The 18,388-nt window shown below is 72.5% G+C and carries 18 protein-coding genes; 11 read left to right on the forward strand and 7 right to left on the reverse strand.

Annotated features, from left to right (window positions below; translation table 11 throughout):
* Nucleotides 1–71 precede the first annotated feature (71 nt).
* Nucleotides 72–1,280: a threonine aldolase family protein gene (locus tag OG199_RS19655; RefSeq protein WP_405830520.1), complete on the forward strand. Its 1,209-nt coding sequence runs from the start codon at nt 72–74 to the stop codon at nt 1,278–1,280.
* Nucleotides 1,281–1,314: 34 nt separating this feature from the next.
* Here OG199_RS19655 and OG199_RS19660 read toward each other — a convergent pair whose 3' ends face one another.
* Nucleotides 1,315–1,530, reverse strand: coding sequence for a hypothetical protein (locus OG199_RS19660; RefSeq protein WP_405830521.1), 216 nt, complete (start codon nt 1,528–1,530; stop codon nt 1,315–1,317).
* Nucleotides 1,531–1,701: 171 nt separating this feature from the next.
* Between OG199_RS19660 and OG199_RS19665 the strand changes: the two genes are divergently transcribed.
* Nucleotides 1,702–2,808, forward strand: coding sequence for a DUF5937 family protein (locus OG199_RS19665; protein WP_356806606.1), 1,107 nt, complete (start codon nt 1,702–1,704; stop codon nt 2,806–2,808).
* A gap of 61 nt (nt 2,809–2,869) precedes the next feature.
* Here OG199_RS19665 and OG199_RS19670 read toward each other — a convergent pair whose 3' ends face one another.
* Nucleotides 2,870–3,541 (reverse strand): response regulator transcription factor, encoded by a 672-nt coding sequence (locus OG199_RS19670; RefSeq protein WP_168529327.1) that lies wholly within the window; start codon nt 3,539–3,541, stop codon nt 2,870–2,872.
* Between the two features lie 64 nt (nt 3,542–3,605).
* Nucleotides 3,606–4,811, reverse strand: a complete 1,206-nt coding sequence (locus tag OG199_RS19675; RefSeq protein WP_266700646.1) for a sensor histidine kinase — start codon at nt 4,809–4,811, stop codon at nt 3,606–3,608.
* 119 nt (nt 4,812–4,930) lie between these two features.
* Between OG199_RS19675 and OG199_RS19680 the strand changes: the two genes are divergently transcribed.
* A complete protein-coding gene (locus tag OG199_RS19680; RefSeq protein WP_405830524.1) occupies nt 4,931–5,983 on the forward strand; it encodes an SAM-dependent methyltransferase in 1,053 nt (350 codons plus the stop codon).
* Here OG199_RS19680 and OG199_RS19685 read toward each other — a convergent pair.
* Nucleotides 5,948–7,099, reverse strand: a complete 1,152-nt coding sequence (locus OG199_RS19685; RefSeq protein WP_356806610.1) for an NADH-quinone oxidoreductase subunit D — start codon at nt 7,097–7,099, stop codon at nt 5,948–5,950. The genes OG199_RS19680 and OG199_RS19685 overlap by 36 nt on opposite strands.
* A 31-nt stretch (nt 7,100–7,130) precedes the next feature.
* Here OG199_RS19685 and OG199_RS19690 point away from each other — a divergent pair, with 31 nt between their 5' ends.
* Both OG199_RS19690 and OG199_RS19695 read left to right on the forward strand, forming a co-directional pair.
* The gene (locus tag OG199_RS19690; RefSeq protein ID WP_401803875.1) at nt 7,131–7,634 is read left to right on the forward strand and encodes a PH domain-containing protein; all 504 of its coding nucleotides are present in this window, start codon (nt 7,131–7,133) and stop codon (nt 7,632–7,634) included.
* On the forward strand, nt 7,631–8,965 hold the full coding sequence (locus OG199_RS19695) for a PH domain-containing protein (protein ID WP_405830526.1): 1,335 nt from the start codon (nt 7,631–7,633) through the stop codon (nt 8,963–8,965). The genes OG199_RS19690 and OG199_RS19695 overlap by 4 nt, the downstream gene beginning before the upstream one ends.
* Before the next feature lie 130 nt (nt 8,966–9,095).
* Here OG199_RS19695 and OG199_RS19700 read toward each other — a convergent pair whose 3' ends face one another.
* A complete protein-coding gene (locus OG199_RS19700) occupies nt 9,096–10,799 on the reverse strand; it encodes a hypothetical protein (protein WP_405830528.1) in 1,704 nt (567 codons plus the stop codon).
* A 383-nt stretch (nt 10,800–11,182) separates the two neighbouring features.
* Complete coding sequence (locus OG199_RS19705; RefSeq protein WP_401803884.1) at nt 11,183–12,307, reverse strand: alpha/beta hydrolase; 1,125 nt, start codon at nt 12,305–12,307, stop codon at nt 11,183–11,185.
* Between the two features lie 224 nt (nt 12,308–12,531).
* On the opposite strand from OG199_RS19705, the gene OG199_RS19710 reads away from it, so the two are divergent.
* From OG199_RS19710 to OG199_RS19735, 6 genes are all read left to right on the forward strand, one after another.
* A complete protein-coding gene (locus OG199_RS19710; protein ID WP_405830530.1) occupies nt 12,532–14,337 on the forward strand; it encodes a phosphatidylglycerol lysyltransferase domain-containing protein in 1,806 nt (601 codons plus the stop codon).
* A 194-nt stretch (nt 14,338–14,531) separates the two neighbouring features.
* The gene (gene folP / locus OG199_RS19715) at nt 14,532–15,392 is read left to right on the forward strand and encodes a dihydropteroate synthase (protein ID WP_356805998.1); all 861 of its coding nucleotides are present in this window, start codon (nt 14,532–14,534) and stop codon (nt 15,390–15,392) included.
* Nucleotides 15,389–15,883: a nuclear transport factor 2 family protein gene (locus tag OG199_RS19720; protein ID WP_356805996.1), complete on the forward strand. Its 495-nt coding sequence runs from the start codon at nt 15,389–15,391 to the stop codon at nt 15,881–15,883. The genes folP and OG199_RS19720 overlap by 4 nt, the downstream gene beginning before the upstream one ends.
* Nucleotides 15,884–16,132: 249 nt before the next feature.
* The gene (folB, locus tag OG199_RS19725) at nt 16,133–16,492 is read left to right on the forward strand and encodes a dihydroneopterin aldolase (RefSeq protein ID WP_266700636.1); all 360 of its coding nucleotides are present in this window, start codon (nt 16,133–16,135) and stop codon (nt 16,490–16,492) included.
* Nucleotides 16,489–17,100: a 2-amino-4-hydroxy-6-hydroxymethyldihydropteridine diphosphokinase gene (gene folK, locus OG199_RS19730; RefSeq protein WP_356805994.1), complete on the forward strand. Its 612-nt coding sequence runs from the start codon at nt 16,489–16,491 to the stop codon at nt 17,098–17,100. The genes folB and folK overlap by 4 nt, the downstream gene beginning before the upstream one ends.
* 64 nt (nt 17,101–17,164) lie before the next feature.
* Entirely contained in the window at nt 17,165–17,650 is a 486-nt protein-coding gene (locus OG199_RS19735) for a DUF3180 domain-containing protein (RefSeq protein ID WP_405830534.1), read from the forward strand.
* A 116-nt stretch (nt 17,651–17,766) separates the two neighbouring features.
* On the opposite strand, the gene folE is transcribed toward OG199_RS19735, so the two are convergent.
* Nucleotides 17,767–18,372: a GTP cyclohydrolase I FolE gene (folE, locus tag OG199_RS19740; protein WP_168529315.1), complete on the reverse strand. Its 606-nt coding sequence runs from the start codon at nt 18,370–18,372 to the stop codon at nt 17,767–17,769.
* Nucleotides 18,373–18,388 lie beyond the last annotated feature (16 nt).

The following is an 18,388-nucleotide window of genomic DNA, read 5'->3' on the forward strand; positions in this document are numbered from 1 at the left end:
GGTTTCCGCAGGTCACGCGGGGTGAGCAAATCGGGGTGCCGGTACGGGACGGCGCACGGCATCATCCGGGGATGAGCGATTCGGCGGAGCGGGGCCGGGAACAGGCCGCGGAGCGGGACACGGAAGAGACGGCCGGGCAGGACCGGGACGAGACGGCGGAGCGGAAGCGGGAGCGGCGAAGTGCCGCGTGGCAGGCGGCCGAAAGGGTGCTGTGGCGGGCCGGCCATCAGGAGACGGTCCGTTCGCGGCTGGCCTGGCTGAACGACGGGGCCGAGAGCGTGTACGACCTCGACCGGCCGGTGGACATGTACGGCGACCGGCTCGTGGAGACCCTGGAGGAGCGGGTCGCCGGGCTGCTCGGCAAGGAGGCGGCCGCCTTCTTCCCCACCGGGACCATGGCCCAGCAGGTCGCCCTGCGCTGCTGGGCGGGCCGTACCGGCGACGCGACCGTCGCGATGCACGCGCTCGGCCACCCCGAGGTGCACGAGCGGCACGCGTTCAGCACGCTCAGCGGCCTGCGCCCGGTCCGGGTGACAGGGGAACCGCGGCTGCCGACCGCCGAGGAGGTCCGGGACCTCGATGAGCCGTTCGGGTCTCTGCTGCTCGAACTGCCTCTCAGGGACGCCGGTTTCGTGCTGCCCACCTGGGAGGAGCTGGAAGCGGTCACGGAGGCGGCGCGCGAGCGGGATGCCGTCGTGCACTTCGACGGAGCACGGCTGTGGGAGTGCACCCCGCATTTCGGCCGCACCCTGGACGAGATCGCGGGCCTCGCGGACAGCGTCTACGTGTCGTTCTACAAGTCGCTCGGCGGCCTCGGCGGCGCGGCGGTCGCGGGCCCGAGGACGCTGATCGACGAGGCGAAGGCCTGGCGGCACCGGTACGGCGGCATGGTCTTCCAGCAGTTCCCGACCGTCCTGGGGGCACTGATCGGCCTGGACCGGGAACTGCCGCGGCTGCCCGCGTACGTGGCCCACGCGCGCGTGGTCGCCGCCGCCCTGCGCGAGGGGTTCGCCGAGGCCGGGGTGCCCTGGGCGCGCGTCCACCCCGAGGAGCCGCACACCCATCAGTTCCAGGTCTGGCTCCCTTACGACGCCGAGGTGCTCACGGACACGGCGACGCTGCACACCGAGGAGACGAGGACCGGTCTCTTCACGCGCTGGAGTCGTGGCGGCCCGGGGCTGGCGCTCACCGAGGTCACGGTGGGGGCCCCGGGTCTGGAGTGGACGGCCGAGGACGTGAAGGCGGCCGTCGCGGACTTCGTGGCGCGGCTGCCCGGCTGAGATCCCGGACCCGCCGGGCCGTCCGCGGCCCGGGTCAGCAGCCGGCGCGCCGCCGTCCGCGCAGCCACCGGCCCAGGACCTCCCGGGACGATCCGCGGGCCGGACGGCCCGCCACGACGGCCCGGAACCGCCGGTGGTCGCGCAGCGCCCGGACGGCCCGCCAGTCGTGCCGTCCGGGCGCGGGAGGGCCTGGTTCACCGAGCTGCCGGGCCCGGTGGGTGTCGAGGAGGTACTGCTGGGTGACGCTCATGACGGATCGCCTCTCGGGACGGGTTCGGGACGGGCGGGGGATCCGTGGGCCCCGCGCGGTCCGCCCCGGTTCCGCTCCCAGCCTGCGCCCGCGCCCGGCGCACGTCGCCCCGATTGACGGCCGCCGTCAATCGGCGGCGGCGTTGTCGGTGGTGGGGTGCACCATGAGGTCATGAGCGTGCGTATCGATGTCAGCGGGCTGCGGCCGGAGCGGATCGCCGTCGTGCCCTCGCCGCTGGCCGAGCTCGGGATGGCGCTGCACGCGCTGTCCGAGCCGGGGCACCACCCCGGGCTGCAGGGCTGGGCGACCGGCGTGACCCCCCGGCTGGACCCGCATCTCGCCGACCGGATGTGCGAGGCCGACTTCCTGTGGCGGTCGACCTTCTCCGACCTGTTCCTGCCGTACGCGGGCATTCCCGGCCGGAGCACGCTCCCGGGCGCCACGCTCGCCGAGGAGCTGGACCAGCTGGACAAGCTGACGGACGAGCAGTTCGTCGACGCGGCGCTGGAGTTCACCTGCGCCCTCCCGTACGAGGGGCCCGGCCCCGACACGCTCTCCGACCCGAAGCTGCAGCACCGCGCGCTGGAGCTGGCCGCCGCGCGCGGACCCCAGCAGGTGCGGTTCAGCCGGCGGCTGCTGGACGATCCCCCGCAGATCCGGGCGTGGCTGCGGCAGTTCCTGGAGGACTGCGACGAGGCGTTCTTCGCGGAGACCTGGTCCCGGCTGCGCCACCAGCTCGCGGCGGACGCCCGGCTCAAGACGGACCTCCTGCGACGCAGGGGCCTGGCGGAGGCCGTGGCCTCGGTCTCCCCCGCGCTGGCGCTCGACGAGAGCACCCGGACGATCACGGTCGACAAGCTGGGCCAGGGCCGGACGTCCACCGGGGACGGCGGCCTCCTCCTGGTGCCGACGAGTCTCGGCTGGCCGCACCTGATGGTGCTGCACCGGTACGGCTGGCAGCCGGTGCTGCACTACCCGGTCGGCTCCCCCGAGCTGACCGCCCCGTCCTCCCTGGAGCAGCTGACGCTGCGGATGACCGCCCTGTCGCATCCGGTCCGGATGCGGATCTGCCGGAGTCTGGCCCGCAGCGCGTTCACCACGGGCGAGCTGGCCCAGGTGAACGGGATGACGGCACCCGAGATATCCCGGCACCTGGGCGTGCTCAAGAAGGCGGGTCTGATCACCACGCGGCGCCGTGGCCGGTACGTGCTGCACCAGCTGGACGTGACGGTCGTGGCCCGGCTCGGCAGCGACTTCCTCGAGGGCATCCTGCGCTGAGCCGCGCCCCACGGCCCCGGTGGGACCGCGAGAGGCCGGGCGCGCCCGGCCCGCCTCCGGATCAGCGGTGTCCGCCCGCCCGTACGAGCCCCGTCTCGTAGGCGAGGACCACCACCTGCACCCGGTCCCGCAGCCCCAGCTTCGTCAGAATGCGCCCCACGTGGGTCTTCACGGTCGCCTCGGAGAGCACGAGGCGTGCCGCGATCTCTCCGTTCGACAGGCCCTGCGCGACCAGGATCATCACCTCGCGCTCGCGGTCGGTGAGCCGCTCCAGCCCCTTGTGCTGGGGGTCCTTGCCGGCGTTGGGCAGCATCGGCGCGAAGCGGTCGAGCAGGCGCCGGGTGGTGGAGGGCGCGACCACCGCGTCGCCGCTGTGCACGGAGCGGATGGCGGTGAGCAGCTCGCCGGGCGGCACGTCCTTGAGCATGAAGCCGGAGGCGCCCGCCTTCAGCCCGGAGAAGGCGTACTCGTCGAGGTCGAAGGTGGTGAGGATCAGCACCTTCGGGGGGTTCGGGTCCGAGCAGATGCGGCGCGTGGTCTCCACCCCGTCCAGCTTCGGCATGCGGACGTCCATCAGCACCACGTCGACGGCCGTCGCCCGCAGCACCTGGAGAGCCTCGACACCGTCGCCCGCCTCGGCCACGACCTCCATGTCCGGCTGGGCGTCGAGCACCATCCGGAAACCGGTGCGCAGCAGCACCTGGTCGTCGACGAGCATCACGCGGATCGCCATCGGGGTCCCTTCACTTCACTTGCTTACGGATCGCACATGCTGACGTATTGCACATGTACAGGTGTCAGTGCGCGGGCTTGAGCGGCAGCAGGGCACTGATGCGGAAGCCTCCACCGGGCCGCGGTCCCGCGTCCAGGGTGCCGCCGACCATGCCGACGCGCTCGCGCATCCCGATCAGGCCGTGCCCCTGCCCGTCGGCGCCGCCCTCCTCGTACAGCTCGTGGGGCGCGCCCTTGCCGTCGTCCTCGACGAGCAGGCCGAGGCCGTCGTCGAAGTAGACCAGGCGCACGCTCGCGCCGGTGTTCGGGCCCCCGTGCTTGCGCGTGTTGGTGAGCGCCTCCTGCACGATGCGGTACGCCGTGAGTTCCACGCCGCTGGGCAGGGGGCGCGGCGTCCCCTCGACCTTGAAGTCGACGGGCAGCCCCGAGGTGCGGCACTGCTCGATGAGGTCGTCGAGCTGCTCCACGTCGGGCTGCGGCACGTACTCGCCGACCTCCTGGTGCTCGCCGGTGCGCAGCACACCGAGCAGGCGGCGCATCTCGGCGAGCGCCTGGCGGCCGGTCCCCGAGATGGTCTCCAGGGCCTTCCGCGCCTGCTCGGGGGCGGTGTCCATGACGTAGGCGGCGCCGTCGGCCTGGACCACCATCACCGAGACGTTGTGCGCGACCACGTCGTGCAGCTCGCGGGCGATCCGGGCGCGCTCGGCGGCGACGGCGACCTTGGCCTGCGCCTCGCGCTCCTTCTCCAGCCGGGCGGCACGCTCCTCCAGCTGGGCGAGGTAGGCACGGCGAGTGCGGATGGAGTCGCCGAGCACCCAGGCGAGCGCGAACGGCACCGTCTGGAAGGCGGCTATCAGGACGTTGCCCAGCGAGCTGGACTCCATCTGGGGCCAGCGGATCTGCGAGAGGGTCGCCGCGCACAGGCCGCCGATCAGCGCGAAGCGGGAGGCCCAGCGCGCGCCGTCCGCCGCGACGGTGTAGATGATCACCAGCATCGCGAAGTCGGCGGGCACCACCTCGACGTCCAGGACGAGCTGGGCGAGGCCCATCGCGGCCGCCAGGACCAGCATCTTCTCGGGCATACGGCGGCGCAGCGCCACCACCAGGCTCAGGACCAGGGCGATCGGGAGGGCCGTCGCGAGCGACCCGTGGTGGTTCGCAGCGCCGTTGACATTGGTGAGGCTCACGGCGGAGATCCCGAGCAGGACGACGGCCCAGAAGCCGTCGACCCACGTCGGGTGTCTGCGGAGAAAGTCATAGAGGCGCTGCACGTAACCCAGAGTAGGGAAGCGTGCAGTGTGCAGGGGTCAACCGGAGGGCCGATCCGGGAGCGGTGCTCGTACTCCCCAAGGTGGAGACTCTCCCCGTTCCCGACGCTTAGCCTGGCCCGGTGAGGCATGAGACGGCGGGTGTGTGGCGGGGTTGGCGCGAGGCGGCACAGGAGGCGCTGTACGGCCCGTCGGGCTTCTACCGCAGGCCCGAGGGGCCCGCGGGCCACTTCCGTACGTCGGTGCACGCGTCCCCGCTCTTCGCGGCGGCCGTGGCCCGGCTGCTGTGCCGGGTCGACGAGGCCCTCGGCCGTCCCGCCGTGCTGGACTTCGTCGACATGGCGGCCGGTCACGGCGAACTGGTGACGGGTGTCCTCGCCGCGCTCCCCGCCGACGTGGCCACCCGCGCGCGCGGGTACGCCGTCGAACGCGCCGCGCGCCCCGCCGGACTCGACCCCCGGATCCAGTGGCTCCCGGAGCCCCCGCGGGCGATCACCGGACTGCTGTTCGCCAACGAGTGGCTGGACAACGTGCCGGTGGACGTGGCGGAGGTGGACTCCGAGGGCGTACGGCGACTGGTTCTCGTACGGGCCGAGGACGGGACCGAACGCCTGGGGGAGCCCGTCGCCGGCGCGGAGGCGCGGTGGCTGCGCGCGTGGTGGCCCGCGTCCGGCGAGGGCGGCCGTGCCGAGATCGGGCTCTCCAGGGACACGGCCTGGGCCGGAGCCGTGGCCGCCCTCGACCGGGGACTCGCCGTCGCCGTCGACTACGCCCACCTCGCCGCCGCCCGGCCGCCCTTCGGGACGCTCACGGGCTTTCGTGCGGGCCGGGAGACGCGGCCCGTGCCCGACGGGTCGTGCGACATCACGGCGCACGTCGCCCTCGACGCGTGCGTGCTGCCCGGGGGGCATGTGGTGACCCAGCGGGCCGCGCTGCACGCGCTGGGCGTGAGCGGCGCACGACCGGCGCTCACGCTGGCTTCGAGCGACCCTGCCGCGTACGTACGCGCCCTCGCGAGCGCGGGCGAGGCCGCCGAGCTCACCGCGCCCGGCGGCCTGGGCGACTTCGGCTGGCTGCTGCAGCCGGTGGGAGTGTCCCGGTCCGGCCGCCGCACCCTGTTCGACGGCCTGCCCGTCGAGCTACTTGTCGATGTCGCCGACCACGAAGAACAGTGATCCCAGGATCGCCACCATGTCCGCGACCAGCGTGCCGGGCAGCAGCTCGGTCAGCGCCTGGATGTTGTTGAACGAGGCCGAGCGCAGCTTCAGCCGGTACGGGGTCTTCTCGCCCTTGCTGACCAGGTAGTACCCGTTGATGCCGAGGGGGTTCTCGGTCCAGGCGTACGTGTGGCCCTCGGGCGCCTTGAGGACCTTGGGGAGGCGCTGGTTGACCGGTCCGGGCGGCAGTTCGGCCAGCCGGTCGAGACAGGCGTCCGCGAGGTCGAGCGCGTTGTGCGTCTGCTCCAGGAGGCACTCGAAGCGGGCCAGGCAGTCGCCCTCCTGCCGCGTGACGACCTTCAGGGTGTCCTGGAGTTCGCCGTACGCCAGATACGGCTCGTCGCGGCGCAGGTCGAAGTCGACCCCCGAGGCGCGCGCGATCGGCCCGCTCACGCCGTACGCGTGCACGGCCGCCGGTGCGAGGACGCCCACGTCCCGGGTGCGCCCCCGGAAGATCTCGTTGCCGAGCACCAGGTCGTCGTACACGCTCATCCGCGAGCGCAGAGCGGTGACCGCGTCCCGCGCGCGGGCGGTCCATCCGGCGGGGAGGTCCTCCTTGAGGCCCCCGACCCGGTTGAACATGTAGTGCATGCGCCCGCCGGAGACCTCCTCCATCACGTGCTGGAGCTCCTCGCGCTCCGTGAACGCGTAGAAGATCGGCGTGATCCCGCCCAGCTCCAGGGGGTAGGAGCCCAGGAACATCAGATGGTTGAGGACGCGGTTGAGCTCCGCGAGCAGCGTGCGCAGCCACACCGCGCGCTCGGGGACCTCCATGCCGAGCATCCGCTCCACGGCGAGCACCACGCCCAGCTCGTTCGAGAACGCCGAAAGCCAGTCGTGGCGGTTGGCGAGCATGACGATCTGGCGGTAGTCGCGTGCCTCGAACAGTTTCTCCGCACCGCGATGCATGTAGCCGATCACCGGCTCCGCATGCTGGATCCGTTCGCCGTCGAGCACGAGCCGCAGCCGCAGCACGCCGTGCGTCGACGGGTGCTGGGGCCCGATGTTGAGCACCATGTCGGTGCTTTCCGCGGCGCCGCCGATACCGATCGTGGTCTCCGTCTTGGGAGTCATGGACACAGTCTGGCGTACGTACCCTTGCGGCATGGAAAAGCGGAGCACGGAAGCCCCCGTCGGCACCGCCTCGGAGCCCGTCTGGACCGGGCTGCCGCCGGGGCTGCTGCGGATGCGCCGACTGTTGCTGGTGGTGTGGCTGGGACTGCTGACCCTCGCCGTCGCCCTGCTGCCGGGACTGCTCGCGGGGCCGGTCTGGGCCGCCTTCGCCCTGCTGCCGCTCGCTCTGCTGGGATGGGGCTGGCGGATGCTGGGGCGCAACTGGCGCTCCTGGCGGTACGCCGAGCGCGCGGACGACCTGCTGATCAGCCGGGGGGTGCTGTTCCGCGAGGAGACCGTGGTGCCGTACGGCCGGATGCAGCTGGTCGAGGTGACCTCCGGCCCCGTCGAGCGGCACTTCGGGCTGGCGAGCGTGCAGCTGCACACGGCGGCCGCGGCGACGGACGCGCGCATCCCGGGCCTGGACCCGGCCGAGGCCGAGCGGCTGCGCGACCGGCTGACCGAGCTGGGCGAGGCCCGATCGGCGGGGCTGTGACGACGCCGGCGCCCGACCCGCAGGACGCCGCCCGGGAGGCGAAGCCGCTGGTCGAGCGGCGCCTGCATCCCGTGACGCCGTTCCGGCGGGCCTGGGCGCCCGTCGCCGTGATAGCCGGCTGGGCCGTGCACGACCCCGATCAGGCACAGGAACAGCTGACCCGGCTGACGACGACGGCGCTGCTCATCGGCCTCGCCGTGATCGTCCCGGCGGCCGCCCTCTACGGGTTCCTCAGCTGGTGGTTCACGCACTTCGCGGTGACCGAGACGGAACTGCGCATACGCACCGGCCTGTTGTTCCGGCGCACCGCCCACATCCGGCTCGACCGGCTCCAGGCCGTCGACGTCACCCAGCCGCTGCTGGCCCGGGTGGCGGGCGTCACCAAACTCAAACTCGATGTCGTCGGGACGCACAAGAAGGACGAGCTCGCCTTCCTCGGCGAGGACGACGCCCGCGCCCTGCGCGCCGAACTCCTCGCCCGCGCGGCCGGTTTCGCCCCCGAGACGGCGCACGAGGTCGGCGAGGCGCCGGTACGACGGCTGCTGCACGTCCCGGGGGGCGTCCTGGCCGTCTCGCTGGTCCTCACCGGCGCCACCTGGGGCTCCCTGGCCGCCGCGCTCGTCGTACCGCCCGTGCTCTGGTTCGCCACCCACAGCGTGTGGTCGGTCCTCGCGACCGGGGTGCCGCTGCTCGGCGCGGCAGGCGCACGCAGTGTGGGCCGGTTCGTCGGCGAGTACGACTGGACGGTGGGCGACTCCCCCGACGGGCTCCGCATCGACCACGGCCTCCTCGACCGTACGCACGAGACGGTGCCGCCTGGGCGCGTGCAGACCGTACGGATCACCGAGCCGCTGCTGTGGCGGCGGCGCGGATGGGTACGGGTCGAGCTGGACGTGGCGGGGTCGTCCAACTCCGTCCTCGTGCCGGTCGCCCCGCGCGAGGTCGCCGAGGCGGTGGTCGCGGGCGTGCTGCCGGGGGTGACGGTGCCGTCCGCCCTGTCCCGGCCGCCGCGCCGGGCCGGGTGGTGCGTGCCGTTCTGGTGGCGGGGGTACGGACTCGCCGTCACCGACACCGTGTTCGCCGCGCGCCACGGCCTGCTGCGCCGCACCCTCTCCCTCGTGCCCCATGCGAAGGTCCAGAGCGTCCGGCTGACGCAGGGACCCTGGAAACGCCTCCACGGCCTCGCCGACGTCCATGTGGACACCGGGGCCGGCAAGACGGTGACGGCTCGGCTGCGCAGCGCCCCGGAGGCCGCGGAGCTTCTTCAGGCGCAGGCGGACCGGTCACGGACGGGGCGGCGGGAGGCCCGGCCGGACCGGTGGATGGCATGACCGGGAGTGCCTGGTGCGGAGGCTTGGCGGGGAGGGCCCGCGGGAGGGTCTGACGGCGAGAGGGCAGTGGCTCGGTGCCACTGCCCTCATGTACGTGAACCCCTGACGCCTCGGGCCGGGGGAGGCGCGGTCAGGAAACCGCGCTCCGCAGCACGCCCACGTCGATGTGCTCGGTCTCGTCGTGCGCCGTCAGGTCGATGACCTGGCCGACCCCGCGGGACTCCTCGTCGGCGGGCTTGAAGCCGGCCTCGGCCTCGGCCTTGTGCAGGGCGAGCGCCTCCTGGCCGACCACGTCGGCCAGGTCCTCGTTCTGCACGGACTCCATCGCGTCGGAGGACGCCCCCTGCTGCGTACCGAAGAAGTCGAACCCGCCCTCGACGGACGGGCGCCGGGCGGGCGTGGTCGGTACGACGGCCACCGCGGTCGGCACGGTGAAGTGCCCGGAGGGACGCACCGGCTTGGCGGGCTTCACCGGCTGCGCGGGGTGGGCCACCTCATCGGCCGCCGAGGACGCCTTCGCGTGAGCGGGGGTGGGAGCGGGCGCCGGGGTCGGCGTGGGCGCGGGGGCCTGCGTGGGCGCGGGAACGGTGTCCGTGCGCTCGTGCTCGTCGGCCGCCTCCGGCGTCGTCGCCGGCCGTGTCCCGTCCGTCTCGTCCTCGGCTCCGGGCGCGGACGGGGCGACGTCGGTGGCGTCGGCCCGCGCGCGCTGCTCGTCCAAGAGGCTCAGAGCGCTCGCGGGAGCCGCGGGGGCGTCGTGCGCGGACCCCTGCGCCGGTGAGTCGCCGGGCTCGGCACCCGCGAAGGCCCCGGGGTCGTCGTCCTCCGGCACGGACTCGGCCTCGGGATCGGGGTCGGGCTCGGGATCGGAGTCCGCGGCCGGTTCGGTGGCGGTGTCCGCATCGCCGTGTGCGTCGCCGTGCGCGTCGCCGTGTGCGTCGCCGTCGGCGGTGCCCTCACCGTCGGTGGCGGGGGCGCTGTCCGAGGCGGTGCCGGTGTCGGTGCTGCCGGTGTCGCCGTCCCCGTCGGGGACGTCCGCCTCCGCGGCACCGCCCGCGATCCGGCTGAGCGCCGCGTCGGCCCGCAGGAAGAGCGACGATCCGGCCGGGGAGAAGGCCTCGGCGGCCTCGGGCACGTCCGACGCCCCGGCTTCCGACTCCGCGCCGGCCTCCTTCTCGCCGACGCCCTTGTCCGCCGTCTCAGCCGTCTCAGCCGTCGCTTCCGCGTCCGTGCCCTCACCCGCGTCGGCGTTCGTCTCCTCGCCCGTTCCGGCCACGTCCTCGGGCGTCTCCGTCGAATCGACCGCTTCGGCGGTCTCGGGCTCCGCGGCGTCCACGGACTGCGCCGGCTCCCTCGCGGCGGGCAGCTCGCGCGCGGGAGCCGTGGTCTCTATCTCGAGCAGCCGCCGGCCCTCCAGCGCGCTCGCCCGCTCGGTCTCCGCCGTGGCGTACCGCCGCAGCAGCGCCGCGTGCTCGTTGCGCAGGCCCGCCAGCTCCACGCGCTTGGCCCGCAGGTTGAGTTCGAGCTTGGTGCGCAGCTCGCGCGACTCGTCGAGGTCGGTCTCCAGTTCGGCGACGCGCTCCTCGTGACGCCACTCGTCGCTCGCACGCGCGCGCGTGAGGTCCGCGACCCGCTTGCCCGCCGCCGTGTCCCAGCTGCGCATGACGACGGCCCCGGCGACAGCGGTCACCGCGGCGCCCGCCGCCAGCATGCGGAGCACACCTGGCTCCGTGAACAGCCAGGGACCCACGGCACAGACGAGCGAGACGCCCGCGATCGCCGAGGGAGGCAGCAGCCGGTGCAGAGGCGGGGAATGGCGGTGACGTCCACGTGGCATGGCCAGAAACTTACCGCGCGTAGGCGAATCTTGGAGCCCCGCCCGGTAAAAACACGGCCACCCCGAAACCTTCGCGGCGCCCCGGCAGCCCCAGGGGCGACCCCTTGCCCCTAAAGGGCCACGGCATGCCCCGCACGGCCCCGCGACCGCCACTGGTTGGTGATCAGCCTCTTCGTCCGGATCCTTCATCCGGTTCCTTCGTCGGATCCTTCACCGGACCGCTCGCCTTTCCGAAAGCGCTTTGAGGTCGTGTTTCTCGCCGAATAGCCCGCGGAACGGCCGGAGAACGCGCCGCGAAACAGTCAGCGGGAATTCTCCGGATCTTCTCCGCCCGGCCGATCGCGCTCCCCCGGAAGGGCCTCCGGCGATCTCAGGCGGCGCCGTCAGCGGTCGCTCAGCATCCCGCTCATCCACTGCAGCGCCCCCGGGATCTCCCTTCGCCACGTGTTGAAATTGTGACCCCCGCTGTCGAGGATGATCGACGCGATCCCGGTACGCCCGGTGTTCTTCACCTGGTCGATGAACCTCAGCGTGTCCCGGTAGTTGTGCTCGCCCTCCTTGCTGCTGGTGACCAGCAGCGACGTGCGGGGCGCGGGGTTGTGCCGCAGGTACCAGCGCAGGTCGGCCGAGTTGCGCAGCAGTCGGTCCCCGTGGAAGAGGTCGCCCGTCGTCGGATCGATCGGCGCCCTGTAGTAGGGCGACAGGCCGGCCCCGGCGGCGTACGTCTCGGGGTGGTGCACGGCCAGCTTCAGCGCGCAGTAGCCGCCCGTGGAGTCGCCGATGATGCCCCAGCTCCCGGGCTTCCTGCCCACCCTGTAGTGCGCCGCCACGACTTCGGGAAGGTCCTTGGCGAAGAAGGACTCCGTCTGCGGTCCGCCCGGGATGTCCACGCATTCGGTGTCCCGCGGCGGCGCGACGGTGGGCCGCATCATGACCAGGATCATCGGCTGCATCCTGCCGTCCTTGGCCAACTCGTGGGCCGTCTGCGGATAGTGCAGCCCCTTGATGAGCGCCTCCGCGGTGCCCGGGTAACCGGTGAGGACCGTGGTCGCCGGGAAGGTGCGGGTGCGATAGCGCGACTGGAAGTACTCGGGGGGCAGATAGATGTACGCCGGTGTGGCGATGTGCGTCGTACGGCCGACGATGTCGACCTTCTGGATCTGACCGCCGACCTGCGGCTGGGCCCCGCCCGACACATTCACCTGCCGGGTGTCCACCACCTGGAGAGGGCCGCCGGCCCCGCGGCCCGCATGGTCGACCACCACACCCTGGCCGCTCTCCCGGCCGAGCAGGTCGGCCCAGCTCGCGTAGAACCCGAACGCCTGGTTGGCGAACAGGCCGATCGAGACGAAGACCGCCACCTGGGTGACCAGAAGCATGCCGATCCGTCCGCCGACAGCCCGCCAGTTGCGCCGCGCCAGCCGTGGCCACCACCACACCGTGCCGGCGAACAGCAGCACGGCGAACAAGATCGCCAACACCAGCACCTTGTTGCTTGTGAGACCCATGGACTGTTCCCGCCTGCGCTTCCCGTCCCGGGCCGCCCTGCTCCTTCGCAGGAGCTTGCCCCGGACTTTCCTTGCCTTTTGAAACGGCTTTCCGATGGGGAGTGAACCTGACCCCCCTAGACACCGTCCTAGAGGGCGCAATGTCGCCGGATGCCGGAATGGCACCGGAATCAAGGTCTCTCGCAGAACTACGGGATGCGATGTCTGTCAGGATAGATGGGGAAATGTCGGGTGGGGTTCCAGACCGAACAGGTGGGACGCGACGCATAGTCCGTGGTCCCCGCCCTGAGGCCGTCCCCGCCCTCGTCGCCAGGGCCTGCACACTCGTAGGGGTCCTGGACATCGCCGCCGGCGTCTTCCCGCGCTTCCGGCGCAGTCGTATGCACGCCCTGGCCGAGGTGCTGCCTGGTTCGTTCGGCCCCTTCGCCGCGGCGCTGTCGCTCAGCGCGGGCGTGCTCCTCCTGCTCCTCGCTCATGGACTGCGCCGCCGCAAGCGCCGGGCGTGGCGCGCCGCCGTGGTGCTGCTGCCGGCCGGCGCCGTCGCCCAGTTCGCGTACCGCCACTCGCTCATCGGCGTCGTCATCTCCCTCGCGCTGCTCGCACCGCTGCTGCGCCACCGCGGCGAGTTCGCCGCCCTGCCCGATCCGCGCAGCCGCTGGCGGGCACTCGCGAACTTCGTCCTCATGGGCGCCGGCTCCCTCGTCCTCGGGCTGATCATCGTCAGCGTCCACGAGGACCGGATGGTCGGCGACCCGAGCCTGGCCGACCGTCTCGCCCATGTGCTGTACGGCCTGTTCGGCTTCGAGGGTCCCGTCGACTACGCCGGCCCCACCTCCTGGACGGTCGCCTTCTCGCTCGGCGCGCTCGGCTGGCTGACCGCCGTCACGACGATCTATCTGGCCTTCCGCCCCGAACACCCCGCCGCCCGCCTGACGGAGGACGACGAGAGCCGGCTGCGGACCCTCCTCGACAAGCACGGCGGCCGCGACTCGCTCGGTCACTTCGCGCTCCGTCGTGACAAGGCCGTCGTGTTCTCGCCCAGCGGCAAGGCGGCCGTCACCTACCGCGTCGTCTCCGGCGTGATGCTGGCCAGCGGCGACCCCATCGGTGACGTCGAGGCCTGGCCCGGCGCCATCGAACGCTTCATGGACGAGGCCAAGGCCCACTCCTGGACCCCCGCCGTGATGGGCTGCTCGGAGACGGGCGGCGAGGTGTGGACCCGGGAGACCGGCCTCGACGCCCTCGAACTGGGCGACGAGGCGGTGGTGGACGTCGCGGATTTCTCGTTGGCCGGGCGCGCGATGCGCAACGTGCGCCAGATGGTGAAACGCATCGAACGGGCTGGCTACGAGACCCGGGTGCGGCGCATCCGTGACCTGAGCGAGGGCGAACTGGACCGGATACGCCGCGCCTCGGAGGCGTGGCGCGGCACGGACACCGAACGCGGCTTCTCCATGGCGCTCGGCCGCATCGGCGACCCCTCCGACAACGACTGCCTCATCGCCACCGCGCACAAGGCCGACGACGTACCCGGCCCGTACGGTGACCTGAAGGCCGTTCTCCACTTCGTCCCGTGGGGCACCGACGGGGTCTCCCTGGACCTCATGCGGCGCGACCGCGCGGCCGACCCCGGCATGAACGAACTCCTCATCGTGGCCGCCCTGGAGGCGTCCCCCCGCCTCGGCATCCAGCGGATCTCGCTCAACTTCGCGATGTTCCGCTCGGCACTGGCGCGCGGCGAGAAGATCGGCGCGGGGCCCGTGCTGCGCGCCTGGCGGGGACTGCTCGTCTTCCTGTCCCGCTGGTTCCAGATCGAGTCCCTGTACAAGTTCAACGCCAAGTTCCGCCCGCGCTGGGAGCCCCGCTTCGTCGTCTACGGCTCCTCCCGCGACCTCCCGCGCATCGGCTTCGCCGCCATGCAGGCCGAGGGCTTCGTGAACCTGGCACTTCCCGCGCTGCTCCGCCGCCGCGTCCGGACCCCGCGCCCCTGCGCGCACGGGGTGACGGAACACAGGGTCGGAGCGGCCTAGCCGCACGGACGGTGCCGCGCGAGGGCTCCTGCACCGTGTGGGGCCCTCGGCGGGACCACGGGGTCCCCATACGGTGCAGGGGTCTGCGGAAGGGGCGGAACCGGCCGCGAGGAGGCCCGAAGGCCCCCCGAAGGCCCCGGTCACGGACGACCCGCGGAGGAATCCGGCCCTCGCCGGAGGCCTAGGCTGGACGTATGAGCACTGAGCGCCGGCGCGGCCACGTCGCGGGACTGCCGACCTGGGACCGCTGCGCGGTCATGGGAGTCGTCAACGTCACGCCCGATTCCTTCTCGGACGGCGGACGCTGGTTCGACACGACGGCCGCCGTCAAACACGGCCTCCACCTGGTCACCGAGGGCGCCGACCTGGTGGACGTGGGCGGTGAGTCCACCCGCCCCGGCGCCTCCCGCGTCGACGAGGCGGAAGAGCTCAAGCGGGTGATCCCGGTCGTCCGGGGCCTGGCCTCCGAAGGCGTCACCGTCTCCGTGGACACCATGCGCGCCAGCGTCGCCGAGCAGGCGCTCGCCGCGGGAGCCGCCCTGGTCAACGACGTCAGCGGCGGTCTCGCCGACCCCGCGATGATCTCCGCCGTCGCCGCGGCCGGAGCCCCCTTCGTGGTCATGCACTGGCGCGGCTTCCTGGAGGGCGGCAACGTGCGCGGGACCTACGCGGACGTCGTCTCCGAAGTCGTCGACGAGCTGCACGCACGCGTGGAGGCCGTTCTGGCCGGCGGCGTCAGCCCCGACCGGATCGTCGTCGACCCGGGCCTCGGCTTCTCCAAGGACTCCGAGCACGACCTGGCACTCCTCGCCCACCTCGACCGGCTGAGCGGCCTCGGCCGCCCGCTCCTGGTCGCCGCGTCGCGCAAACGCTTCCTCGGCCACGTCCTGGCGGGCCCGGAGGGCGCCCCGCCACCCGCCCGCGAACGGGACGCCGCCACCGCCGCCGTCTCCGCGCTCGCCGCCCACCAGGGCGCGTGGGCGGTCCGTGTCCACGAGGTACGGGCCACCGCCGACGCCGTACGCGTCGCCCGGGCCGTCGAGGGAGCCCAGTGAGCGCACCGCGCACCGATGTCGAGCAGGTCGAACTCGCCAACACCGCCTTCTACGAGGCGCTGGAAAGGGGCGACTTCGAGACGCTGTCGTCCCTCTGGCTGGCCCCTCTGGACACCGTCGACGACGGCGTCGGGAGCGAGGGCGCGGACGTCTCCTGCGTCCACCCCGGCTGGCCGGTCCTCAACGGCCGCGGCGAGGTCCTGCGCTCGTACGCGCTGATCATGGCCAACACCGAGTACATCCAGTTCTTCCTCACGGATGTGCACGTCTCCGTGACCGGCGACACCGCGCTGGTCACCTGCACCGAGAACATCCTCAGCGGCGGCCCCGCGCCCGACGACAGCGACGAGCTCGGCCCGCTGGTCGGCCAGCTGGTGGTCGCCACGAACGTGTTCCGGCGCACGGACGACGGCTGGAAGCTCTGGTCGCACCACGCCTCCCCCGTCCTCGCCGAATCCGGCGAGGAGGAGGACGAGGAGACACCCGGTTGAGTGGGCCGGACGCCCGGGGGAACCAAGAAGTGGTTGGAATCACGAACCGCCGGGTATGGGCCGCTACCGACCCGTGAGCCGCCGCGTTCCCCAGGGGAAACACCCGATGAAGCCTCGTGACCATCATGTGGGCGCGCGCCCCCACGGACCGACACTGTCAGTGCCCGCAGGTAGATTCGTCCGAAGGCCGGTGTGCCGACCGCACGCGGTGCACGACGGACCCTACCGACGATTGCAGGAGTGATTCGCGTGGATCGTGTCGCGCTGCGCGGCCTCAAGGCTCGCGGACACCACGGTGTCTTCCAGAAGGAACGCGAAGAGGGACAGCCCTTCATCGTGGACCTGTCGCTGGGCCTGGACACCCGATCGGCCGCGGCCGACGACGACCTGACGAAGACCGTCCACTACGGCATCGTGGCGGAGGAGGTCGTGGCCATCGTCGAGGGCGAGCCCGTCGATCTCATCGAGACGCTCGCCGAGCGCATCGCCCAGGCCTGCCTGAAGCACGACGGGGTAAGCGAGGTCGAAGTCTGCGTTCACAAACCGGACGCGCCGATCCCGGTCCCCTTCGACGACGTGACCGTCACCATCACCCGGAGCCGAGTATGACTGCGTCCTACACCGAAGGCCAGAGCGACCCGACGGTCCAGCCGGTGCCCGCCTCCGTGGTGGAGCGCGTGGACGCGGCCGACACGACACTGCAGAACCCCAAGAGGGCGGTCCTCTCGCTCGGCTCGAACCTGGGCAACCGGCTGGAGACCCTCCAAGGCGCCGTCGACGCCCTGGAGGACACCCCCGGCGTCCGCATCAAAGCGGTCTCGCCCGTCTACGAGACGGAGCCGTGGGGCGTCGAGCCGGGCAGCCAGCCGTCGTACCTCAACGCGGTCGTGGTCCTCAAGACCACCCTCCCCCCCTCCTCGCTCCTGGAGCGGGCGCACGCGGTCGAGGAGGCATTCGACCGGGTACGCGACGAACGCTGGGGCGCCCGCACCATCGACGTGGACATCGTGGCGTACGCCGATGTCGTCTCGGACGACCCGGTACTGACGCTCCCTCACCCGCACGCCCACGAGCGGGCCTTCGTCCTCGCCCCCTGGCAGGACGTGGAGCCCGAGGCCCAACTGCCCGGCCGCGGCCCGGTGGCACAGCTCCTCGCCGGCGTCGGCCAGGACGATGTCACGCCCCGCGCCGACCTGGAACTCCACCTGCCCGAGTAGTCGTTAAGGTCAAGACGACCAGAGGCCGGACGACCGTCCGGGGGCGGGTGACCGAAGGGGCAAAGTGAAAGAGCTGCGGATCAGGACGCTGGCCGCCGTGTTCGTCGTGGCGGGCGTGCTGTCCTGGGCGGGCGCCCGGCTGTGGAACGCGGTGGGGACGCTTCCCCGCGTCCCCCTGGCCGCCCCCATCGTGCTGGCCCTGATCGCCGTCGTGCTGCTGTCCACGGCGCTCTCGCTGCGCGCCCGCCTCAAGGCCCAGCGCGAGCGCCGTCCCGGCGCCAAGGGCGTCGACCCGCTGATGGCGGCCCGCGCGGTCGTCTTCGGCCAGGCGAGCGCCCTGGTCGCCGCCCTGGTGGCGGGCATGTACGGCGGCGCGGGCGCGTTCCTGCTCGAGTCCCTGGACGTCCCGGCCCTGCGCGACCAGGCCATCTACGCCGGCTTCTCGGTCCTGGCCGGCATCGCCGTCATAGCGGCCGCCTTCTTCCTGGAGCGCGTCTGCAAGCTCCCGGAGGACGACGACGAACACGGCGGCGCGGCCCCGGTCGCGTGACGCCCGTCCGGCGCCTGCACCGCACGGCGACCGGCTCCCGAGGCAGGTGACCGGGCCCCGGCCCGCCCGGAGGGCGTCCACGCATCGGAAGCACGCCCGATGTGCGGGGAGCGGGCTCAGCGCGCCATGATCAGGCTCATCGCCTCGTTGCGGGTGGCCGGATCCCGCATCTGGCCGCGCACCGCCGAGGTGATGGTCTTGGCGCCCGGCTTGCGGACACCGCGCATCGACATGCACATGTGCTCGCACTCCACGACGACGATCACGCCGCGCGGCTCCAGGATCTCCATCAGGGAGTCGGCGATCTGCGTGGTGAGCCGTTCCTGAACCTGCGGACGCCGGGCGTAGACGTCCACGAGCCGGGCCAGCTTCGAGAGCCCCGTGATCTTGCCGTCCGAGGACGGGATGTACCCCACGTGGGCCACCCCGACGAACGGGACCAGATGATGCTCACAGCTGCTGAGGACCTCGATGTCCTTCACGAGCACCATCTCGTCGTGCCCGAGGTCGAAAGTGGTCGTCAGCACGTCCTCGGGCCGCTGCCACAGCCCGGCGAATATCTCCCTGTACGCCCTGGCCACCCGCCCCGGCGTCTCCCGCAGGCCCTCGCGCTCCGGGTCCTCGCCGACCGCGATGAGGAGCTCTCGTACGGCGTTCTCGGCGCGCTTCTCGTCGAACTCGCCGATCGAGCCCTCGCCGTCCAGCGTCACGGGGTCGGTCATGTGGTCCTCGTTCCTG

Source organism: Streptomyces sp. NBC_01176 (genome assembly GCF_045039825.1).
In the GTDB taxonomy this organism is placed as follows: domain Bacteria; phylum Actinomycetota; class Actinomycetes; order Streptomycetales; family Streptomycetaceae; genus Streptomyces.